General features: G+C 51.6%; 8 protein-coding genes and 2 pseudogenes. 6 read left to right on the forward strand and 4 right to left on the reverse strand.

What is annotated here, in order from left to right:
- Positions 1–378 (forward strand): annotated as a pseudogene (locus tag BFF42_RS05520) (IS1-like element IS1X2 family transposase); the annotation flags it as partial.
- A 14-nt stretch (positions 379–392) separates the two neighbouring features.
- Here BFF42_RS05520 and BFF42_RS05525 read toward each other — a convergent pair.
- Both BFF42_RS05525 and fdhD read right to left on the reverse strand, forming a co-directional pair.
- Positions 393–1,319 (reverse strand): annotated as a pseudogene (locus BFF42_RS05525) (YiiG family protein); the annotation flags it as partial.
- Between the two features lie 153 nt (positions 1,320–1,472).
- The gene (gene fdhD, locus BFF42_RS05530) at positions 1,473–2,306 is read right to left on the reverse strand and encodes a formate dehydrogenase accessory sulfurtransferase FdhD (RefSeq protein WP_000753617.1); all 834 of its coding nucleotides are present in this window, start codon (positions 2,304–2,306) and stop codon (positions 1,473–1,475) included.
- A gap of 193 nt (positions 2,307–2,499) precedes the next feature.
- Here fdhD and fdnG point away from each other — a divergent pair, with 193 nt between their 5' ends.
- The 4 genes from fdnG to fdhE are packed head-to-tail and all read left to right on the forward strand — an operon-like array spanning position 2,500 to position 8,023.
- Positions 2,500–5,550: a formate dehydrogenase-N subunit alpha gene (gene fdnG / locus BFF42_RS05535; RefSeq protein ID WP_011310337.1), complete on the forward strand. Its 3,051-nt coding sequence runs from the start codon at positions 2,500–2,502 to the stop codon at positions 5,548–5,550.
- 12 nt (positions 5,551–5,562) lie between these two features.
- Positions 5,563–6,465 (forward strand): formate dehydrogenase O subunit beta, encoded by a 903-nt coding sequence (gene fdoH, locus BFF42_RS05540; protein ID WP_000331377.1) that lies wholly within the window; start codon positions 5,563–5,565, stop codon positions 6,463–6,465.
- Positions 6,462–7,097 carry a formate dehydrogenase cytochrome b556 subunit gene (fdoI, locus tag BFF42_RS05545; RefSeq protein WP_000829016.1) on the forward strand — a complete coding sequence of 212 codons (636 nt, stop codon included), beginning with the start codon at positions 6,462–6,464 and terminating at the stop codon, positions 7,095–7,097. Before fdoH ends, fdoI begins: the two co-directional genes overlap by 4 nt.
- Positions 7,094–8,023: a formate dehydrogenase accessory protein FdhE gene (gene fdhE / locus BFF42_RS05550; protein ID WP_000027697.1), complete on the forward strand. Its 930-nt coding sequence runs from the start codon at positions 7,094–7,096 to the stop codon at positions 8,021–8,023. Before fdoI ends, fdhE begins: the two co-directional genes overlap by 4 nt.
- A gap of 329 nt (positions 8,024–8,352) precedes the next feature.
- On the opposite strand, the gene yiiF is transcribed toward fdhE, so the two are convergent.
- Positions 8,353–8,595: a protein YiiF gene (gene yiiF / locus BFF42_RS05555; RefSeq protein ID WP_001086388.1), complete on the reverse strand. Its 243-nt coding sequence runs from the start codon at positions 8,593–8,595 to the stop codon at positions 8,353–8,355.
- A gap of 218 nt (positions 8,596–8,813) precedes the next feature.
- A complete protein-coding gene (locus BFF42_RS05560; RefSeq protein WP_044326047.1) occupies positions 8,814–8,990 on the reverse strand; it encodes a ribbon-helix-helix domain-containing protein in 177 nt (58 codons plus the stop codon).
- A 73-nt stretch (positions 8,991–9,063) separates the two neighbouring features.
- On the opposite strand from BFF42_RS05560, the gene BFF42_RS27550 reads away from it, so the two are divergent.
- On the forward strand, positions 9,064–9,138 hold a 75-nt coding region (locus BFF42_RS27550), incomplete at its 3' end, for a transposase (protein ID WP_252866565.1).

Genomic DNA, 9,138 nt, shown 5'->3' on the forward strand with positions numbered 1-9,138 from the left:
ATGGACGAACAGTGGGGCTACGTCGGTGCTAAATCACGTCAGCGCTGGCTGTTTTACGCGTATGACAGGATACGGAGGACGGTTGTGGCGCACGTCTTCGGTGAACGCACTCTGGCCACACTGGAGCGTCTTCTGAGCCTGCTGTCGGCCTTTGAGGTCGTGGTATGGATGACGGATGGCTGGCCGCTGTATGAATCACGCCTGAAGGGAAAGCTGCACGTTATCAGCAAGCGTTACACTCAGCGCATTGAGCGACATAATCTGAATCTGAGACAACATCTGGCAAGGCTGGGACGGAAGTCACTGTCGTTCTCAAAATCGGTGGAGCTGCATGACAAGGTCATCGGGCATTATCTGAACATAAAACACTATCAGTAAGTTGGAGTCATTACCTCAGAGTACGGGACTTTATCTCTGATGCGGCGAACGTATTTTTTAGCCTCGAGTTGATACTGGCCTGCCGAATTAATAAACGAGAAATTCATGCCGCCTTTATCCGCTTCTTTGGCCTGCGCCACCAGCGTTTCCAATTCAGACACTTTCTTCATTGCCGCATCAACATCAAACTTCTCTTGCGATATCAGGTTATTAATTTGTTTCGCTGAAATCATGACTGCCAGAGAATAGTAGTGGAATATTTTCCCTTCTCTTTCTTCAATATTTTTCAGTTCCGCAAGCTGGCGCTTATCGTTAATTTCCTGAATCGCCGCATGATAAGATTCTGCTACAGGTTCAAAGGCTTCCAGATTTTTTAAGAATGTCTGGTGCAGCGTTTTCCCTTTCGCAAACGCATCGTCTTTATAATTTTCCTGGGTGTAATATTTATCCATTTCGTTAATGGTATTACCCAACGCCACGGCAGCATCGATATAACTCACCGCCACGCCATCAATTGGTTGCAGCGCAGGCGTTAACGCCACAGCACTTTTTACGCCTTTTTCACACTCAGCGAGGTTGGATTCACTAATGCCGTAGATGCCATAAACAGTACGCTCTTCACCGGTAGGCCCCTGTTTAAAATCTTTCAGCCAGTCAACATAACGCGCCAGACTGCGCTGTACAGGGATCTGTAACTTGTTATAGCACTTGATATAGACATCCATTTTTTCGTCGAAAACCGCTTGTTCATCGACCACCGGTTGCGCAGGTGTTTCAGGTTTAGCTTCTGCTTTTGCAACGGGAGCTTCAGGAGCTGGTGCGGCAGGTTGACTATTGGCAGGCGGGGGCGTTTCTGTTTCGGCTTTTTTATCATCACAACCCGTCAGACCGAGGGCCATGATGGCGACTATAATAGCGGAAGATAATAAATTCCTTTTCATTTAATTGCCTTATAAATATATAGATAAGAGAGTGAACATAATAAATGAAAAAAGAAAACGCCACTACACGCGTTTTATTTATAAATAAAAATAATAAAATTCACGAAATGAATAAGTCCTGCAATTTAATATATATCGCAGGACTTATTTTAATTAATTGCTCAAACGCTGCGGATGGGTATAAACCGTTGCCCGACCCGGTTTACAAAAACCTACCAGTGTCAGATTACAGCGCTCAGCCACTTCTACAGCAAGCGTGGTCGCGGCAGACACCGCAAACAAAATCTCTACGCCGCACATCGCCGACTTTTGCACCATTTCATAACTGGCACGACTGGAAACCAGTACCGCACCTTGCTGCCAGCTTTCCCCTTCTTGTGACCGGCGGCCTAACAGTTTGTCCAGCGCCACATGGCGACCCACGTCTTCATGCCCGCCGACCAGTTCGCCAGATGGCAACATCCAGGCAGCGGCGTGAGTACAACCAGTCAGTTGCCCCACTGGCTGAAAATCGTTGAGATGACGTAATGCATCATCCAGTTTGTTGAGATCAAACGTCTGGGTGAACGGTAGCGGCTGCACCGGTTTTCCGATGTCATTAAGTTGCTCCACGCCGCATACGCCACAGCCCGTACGTCCCGCCAGCGCCCGGCGGCGCTCCTTCAACCCCATAAAGCGGCGGCTGGAAAGCTCAATTTGTACTTCAAGACCATTACAGGAAGGAACGACATCCATGCCGAAGATATCGCGCGGACTTTCGATAATCCCCTCGGAAAGCGAAAAACCGAGCGCAAAGTACTCAAGGTCTTTGGGCGACGCCATCATCACCACATGCGAAATGCCGTTGTAGACCAGCGCAACGGGAACTTCTTCCGCGACCTCATCTAACCGTGGGTGTTGTAAATCATCACGCCGCCATAACTCAATTTGACGAACACCTGTGATATTTGTCACATTTTCGATTTCTTTTCGCTGTGTTTTTTTCACTTTCTCTTAACCAGATAAGAACACACACACCAACATTATGGTATTCTGTTACAAACCCTTCCTGGATGGAGGGAAATTGAGCCAATTCTGGACCTTTGCGGCCCCTTCCGCAAAGAAAAATAACTCCCACTCCCTGCACACGCAGCAAGCGAATGTAAATGGGACGTGACAATGTCGAAACAAGGAGCAATCCATGCAGGTCAGCAGAAGGCAGTTCTTTAAGATCTGCGCTGGCGGTATGGCAGGCACCACGGCAGCGGCACTAGGTTTTGCACCCAGCGTAGCACTCGCGGAAACCCGGCAGTATAAACTGCTGCGCACCCGCGAAACCCGTAATACCTGCACCTATTGTTCCGTAGGCTGTGGGCTGTTGATGTACAGCCTCGGTGACGGAGCAAAAAACGCCAAAGCATCTATCTTCCATATCGAAGGCGATCCGGATCACCCGGTCAACCGCGGTGCACTTTGTCCGAAAGGCGCTGGCCTGGTGGATTTCATCCACTCCGAAAGCCGTCTGAAGTTTCCGGAATACCGTGCGCCAGGTTCTGATAAATGGCAGCAAATCAGTTGGGAAGAGGCGTTTGATCGCATCGCCAAACTGATGAAAGAAGACCGCGATGCTAACTACATTGCGCAAAACGCCGAAGGCGTGACTGTTAACCGCTGGCTCTCCACCGGGATGCTGTGTGCTTCCGCGTCGAGTAACGAAACCGGCTATTTAACGCAAAAATTCTCCCGCGCGCTGGGTATGCTCGCGGTCGACAACCAGGCGCGTGTCTGACACGGACCAACGGTAGCAAGTCTTGCTCCAACATTTGGTCGCGGTGCGATGACCAACCACTGGGTCGACATCAAGAACGCCAACCTCGTCGTGGTGATGGGCGGTAACGCCGCTGAAGCTCACCCGGTCGGGTTCCGCTGGGCGATGGAAGCCAAAATTCACAACGGCGCGAAGCTGATTGTGATCGATCCTCGCTTTACGCGTACGGCGGCGGTAGCTGACTACTATGCCCCTATTCGTTCCGGTACTGACATTGCTTTCCTGTCAGGCGTATTGCTGTACCTGCTGAACAATGAAAAATTCAACCGCGAATACACCGAAGCCTATACCAACGCCAGCCTGATCGTGCGTGAGGATTACGGCTTTGAAGATGGCCTGTTCACCGGCTATGACGCGGAAAAACGCAAGTACGATAAATCCTCCTGGACTTACGAACTGGACGAAAACGGCTTCGCCAAACGCGATACCACGCTGCAACATCCGCGCTGCGTGTGGAACTTGCTGAAACAGCACGTTTCCCGCTACACGCCAGATGTGGTTGAAAACATCTGTGGTACGCCAAAAGACGCGTTCCTGAAAGTCTGCGAATACATCGCAGAAACCAGTGCTCACGATAAAACTGCCTCGTTCCTGTATGCCCTCGGCTGGACGCAACACTCCGTTGGTGCGCAAAACATTCGTACGATGGCGATGATCCAGCTGCTGCTCGGCAATATGGGGATGGCAGGCGGCGGCGTTAACGCCCTGCGCGGTCACTCCAATATTCAGGGGCTGACGGACCTGGGGCTGCTGTCGCAGAGCCTGCCAGGTTACATGACGCTGCCAAGCGAGAAGCAGACCGATCTGCAAACCTACCTTACCGCCAACACGCCAAAACCGCTGCTGGAAGGCCAGGTAAACTACTGGGGCAACTACCCGAAATTCTTCGTCTCTATGATGAAGGCCTTCTTTGGTGATAAAGCGACGGCGGAAAATAGCTGGGGCTTTGACTGGTTGCCGAAGTGGGATAAAGGCTACGACGTCCTGCAATACTTCGAGATGATGAAAGAGGGCAAGGTCAATGGCTATATCTGCCAGGGTTTTAACCCTGTTGCCTCATTCCCGAACAAAAACAAAGTGATCGGTTGTCTGTCGAAACTGAAGTTCCTCGTCACCATCGACCCGCTGAACACTGAAACCTCTAACTTCTGGCAGAACCACGGTGAGCTGAACGAAGTTGACTCGTCGAAGATCCAGACCGAAGTGTTCCGTCTGCCATCGACCTGCTTCGCAGAAGAGAACGGTTCAATCGTTAACTCAGGTCGCTGGTTGCAGTGGCACTGGAAAGGTGCGGACGCCCCGGGGATTGCGCTGACTGACGGTGAGATCCTCTCCGGTATCTTCCTGCGCTTGCGCAAGATGTATGCCGAACAGGGTGGCGCGAACCCGGATCAGGTGCTGAACATGACCTGGAACTACGCCATTCCGCATGAGCCGAAGTCGGAAGAAGTAGCGATGGAGAGCAACGGTAAGGCGCTGGCCGATATTACCGATCCGGCAACCGGTGCGGTTATCGTCAAGAAAGGCCAACAACTTAGCTCGTTCGCCCAATTGCGCGATGACGGTACAACCTCCTGTGGCTGCTGGATTTTCGCCGGTAGCTGGACGCCGGAAGGCAACCAGATGGCGCGTCGTGATAACGCCGATCCGTCTGGCCTCGGTAACACGCTGGGCTGGGCATGGGCATGGCCGCTTAACCGCCGCATTCTGTATAACCGCGCCTCCGCAGATCCGCAGGGTAACCCGTGGGATCCGAAGCGTCAGTTGCTGAAATGGGACGGCACTAAGTGGACCGGCTGGGATATTCCGGACTACAGCGCAGCGCCTCCGGGTAGCGGCGTCGGGCCGTTTATCATGCAGCAGGAAGGCATGGGGCGTCTGTTTGCCCTCGATAAGATGGCGGAAGGTCCGTTCCCGGAACACTACGAGCCGTTTGAAACGCCGCTGGGAACTAACCCGCTGCATCCAAACGTTATCTCGAACCCGGCTGCACGTATCTTTAAAGACGACGCCGAAGCATTGGGTAAAGCCGATAAGTTCCCGTATGTCGGAACCACCTATCGTCTGACCGAGCACTTCCACTACTGGACCAAACACGCGCTGTTGAACGCGATTTTGCAGCCAGAGCAGTTTGTGGAAATCGGGGAGTCGCTGGCGAATAAACTTGGCATTGCCCAGGGCGATACCGTGAAAGTCTCCTCCAACCGTGGCTATATCAAAGCCAAAGCGGTGGTGACCAAACGTATTCGCACGCTGAAAGCGAACGGCAAAGATATCGATACCATCGGTATTCCGATTCACTGGGGCTATGAAGGCGTAGCTAAAAAAGGCTTTATTGCCAATACTTTAACGCCATTCGTTGGTGATGCGAACACGCAGACGCCGGAGTTTAAGTCCTTCCTTGTGAATGTGGAAAAGGTGTAACGGAGACGACATATGGCTTATCAATCTCAAGATATCATTCGTCGTTCCGCGACTAACGGTCTGACCCCCGCGCCTCAGGCGCGGGACTTCCAGGAAGAAGTGGCGAAACTCATCGACGTCACCACCTGTATCGGCTGTAAAGCCTGTCAGGTGGCGTGTTCAGAGTGGAACGACATTCGCGATACCGTCGGCAATAACATTGGGGTGTACGACAACCCCAATGATTTAAGTGCCAAATCGTGGACGGTGATGCGCTTCTCGGAAGTGGAGCAGAACGACAAACTGGAATGGCTGATCCGCAAAGACGGCTGTATGCACTGTTCCGATCCAGGCTGTCTGAAAGCGTGCCCGGCGGAAGGTGCAATTATTCAGTATGCCAACGGTATCGTCGACTTCCAGTCCGAGCAGTGCATTGGCTGCGGTTATTGCATTGCGGGCTGTCCGTTCGACATTCCGCGCCTCAACCCGGAAGACAACCGCGTCTACAAATGTACGCTGTGCGTTGACCGCGTGGTGGTTGGGCAAGAACCAGCCTGCGTGAAGACCTGCCCAACGGGCGCGATTCACTTCGGTACGAAAGAGTCGATGAAAACGCTGGCGAGCGAGCGCGTGGCGGAGCTGAAAACCCGCGGTTACGACAATGCGGGCCTGTACGATCCGGCAGGCGTCGGTGGTACACACGTTATGTACGTGCTGCACCATGCTGACAAGCCAAATCTGTATCATGGCTTGCCGGAGAACCCGGAAATCAGCGAAACCGTGAAATTCTGGAAAGGCATCTGGAAACCGCTCGCAGCTGTTGGCTTTGCGGCTACCTTCGCAGCCAGTATCTTCCACTACGTGGGTGTCGGTCCGAACCGTGCGGATGAGGAAGAGAATAATCTGCACGAAGAGAAAGACGAGGAGCGCAAATGAAACGACGTGACACCATCGTGCGCTACACCGCGCCGGAACGTATCAACCACTGGATCACCGCCTTCTGCTTCATCCTGGCGGCGGTGAGCGGGCTGGGCTTTTTGTTCCCGTCCTTCAACTGGTTGATGCAAATCATGGGCACACCGCAGCTGGCGCGAATTCTGCACCCGTTTGTCGGCGTGGTTATGTTTGCCTCGTTCATCATCATGTTTTTCCGTTACTGGCATCACAACCTAATCAATCGGGATGATATCTTTTGGGTGAAGAATATTCGTAAGATCGTCGTCAACGAGGAAGTAGGTGACACCGGGCGTTATAACTTCGGTCAGAAATGCGTTTTCTGGGCGGCGATTATTTTCCTGGTTCTGCTGCTGGTGAGCGGCGTGATTATCTGGCGTCCTTATTTTGCGCCTGCTTTCTCAATCCCGGTGATCCGATTCGCGTTAATGCTGCATTCATTTGCCGCAGTGGCGTTAATTGTGGTTATCATGGTGCATATCTACGCCGCCCTTTGGGTGAAAGGCACGATTACCGCCATGGTGGAAGGATGGGTTACCAGCGCCTGGGCGAAGAAACATCACCCGCGCTGGTACCGTGAGGTCCGCAAGACAACGGAAAAGAAAGCTGAATGAGTATTCGCATAATCCCGCAAGATGAGCTGGGTTCGAGCGAGAAACGTACGGCGGATATGATTCCGCCGTTATTGTTCCCTCGGCTCAAGAATTTATACAACCGCCGCGCCGAGCGTCTGCGCGAGCTGGCAGAAAATAATCCGCTGGATGATTACCTGCGCTTTGCTGCGCTTATCGCCCACGCCCAGGAAGTGGTGCTGTACGACCATCCGCTGGAGATGGATCTGACCGCGCGCATTAAAGAAGCCAGCGCACAGGGCAAGCCCCCGCTGGATATTCACGTTCTGCCGCGTGATAAGCACTGGCAAAAGCTGCTGATGGCGCTGATTGCTGAGCTGAAACCTGAAATGAGCGGCCCGGCGCTGGCAGTGATTGAGAATCTGGAGAAGGCATCGACTCAGGAGCTGGAAGATATGGCCAGCGCACTGTTTGCCTCTGATTTCTCATCCGTCAGCAGCGATAAAGCGCCGTTTATCTGGGCTGCACTGTCGCTCTACTGGGCGCAGATGGCCAATCTGATCCCCGGCAAAGCCCGCGCTGAATACGGCGAGCAACGTCAATATTGCCCGGTTTGTGGTTCTATGCCGGTGTCCAGCATGGTGCAAATTGGCACCACTCAGGGTCTGCGTTACCTGCACTGCAACCTGTGTGAAACCGAATGGCACGTAGTGCGCGTAAAATGCAGCAACTGTGAACAGAGCGGCAAACTGCATTACTGGTCGCTGGATGACGAACAGGCCGCGATTAAAGCCGAAAGCTGCGATGACTGCGGCACTTACCTGAAGATTCTTTATCAGGAAAAAGAACCGAAAGTTGAAGCCGTGGCAGATGACCTCGCTTCTCTGGTACTGGACGCGCGAATGGAGCAAGAAGGCTATGCCCGCAGTTCCATCAACCCGTTCCTGTTTCCGGGTGAAGGGGAGTAATCTCTGACGTTTTCCGGGTGGCGCTGGTCGCCCGGATTACAGCTCATAGGGTGTGACGACACCATCTCTCGTATTCCGCGTTACCCATTCAAGATCATGCCGCAATTGTCTGTTTGCCTCGTTCTTCCCTCCAACACATCGATAAGGTTATGGGTATGTCACTGATGACAAGCGTATGATTGCCTGATGCGCTGCGCTTATCAGGCCTACCAATAAACTTCAATATATTGAATTTGCATGACTTTGTAGGCCGGATAAGGCGTTCACGCCGCATCCGGCATGAACAACGCGCACGTTGTCATCAATCTGATTGACATCATTTTTTCCCATTACCATTCCTCGCGCAGCTTACGCTGATATTCGACACCATCTTCCTCACACCCTTGCCAGATGCCAGGAACACTGGTTCTTGCTGTTTGCGATTGATTTATCAGGTATTGATCTACCGCTTCCCTTAATAGGTCCGCACGAGGAAGATTACGCTGCACCTCGAGATCATCAAGTTGCTTAATCACCTCATTCGATAAATCGAGTAAAATTCTGCCCATATCTATACCTGCCAGAGAGTTCATAAATATCTCGCCAATATCATTTTTGAATCTATGGAGAGAAAAGTACCCTTGCCGAATCTTTAAAGAAAGCTCATTTACGCATCATTTTTTATTTTTGCGAGGCGTTTTCCAGATACGATGTAACAGTTGCAGTTATTATAAGTTCAAGTAAAACAGCCTTGTATTAATACCAGAATAAGGGCATCTGTTTTTTTATATTCAAGAATGAAAAATTTTTTTCATTCCTTATGCTCCTTACACTGATCATCAACACCAACTACCTCCCCCTTTTGCCTGCCTCCCTTTGCTTTACGCACCGGAAATTGCTGCCGCTCCAGATATTGCTCAACCGCTTCGCGTAAAATTGCAGATCGTGAAACCTTACGCCAGCCCCGAAGCTTGTTCAGCCGTTTAATTGCCTCTTCTGAGGTAGCCTGAGTTTAACGGACACTCCTTCCTGAAATAGAATGGCATCAGAAGGAGCTAATAATGAGCAGAAAAAACCAACGTTACTCTAAAGAGTTCAAAGCCGAAGCTGTCAGAACGGTTCTTGAAAATCAACTT

The sequence above is a fragment of the Shigella sp. FC1661 genome (assembly GCF_001712525.1).
GTDB classification, from domain to species: Bacteria; Pseudomonadota; Gammaproteobacteria; order Enterobacterales; family Enterobacteriaceae; genus Escherichia; species Escherichia coli.

What these genes read in the sequence shown, in the direction of transcription:
- fdoH (WP_000331377.1), top strand. Translation starts at nt 5,563, where the DNA reads ATGGCTTATCAATCTCAAGATATCATTCGTCGTTCCGCGACTAACGGT.
- fdoI (WP_000829016.1), top strand. Translation starts at nt 6,462, where the DNA reads ATGAAACGACGTGACACCATCGTGCGCTACACCGCGCCGGAACGTATC.
- fdhE (WP_000027697.1), top strand. Translation starts at nt 7,094, where the DNA reads ATGAGTATTCGCATAATCCCGCAAGATGAGCTGGGTTCGAGCGAGAAA.
- yiiF (WP_001086388.1), bottom strand. Translation starts at nt 8,595, where the DNA reads ATGAACTCTCTGGCAGGTATAGATATGGGCAGAATTTTACTCGATTTA.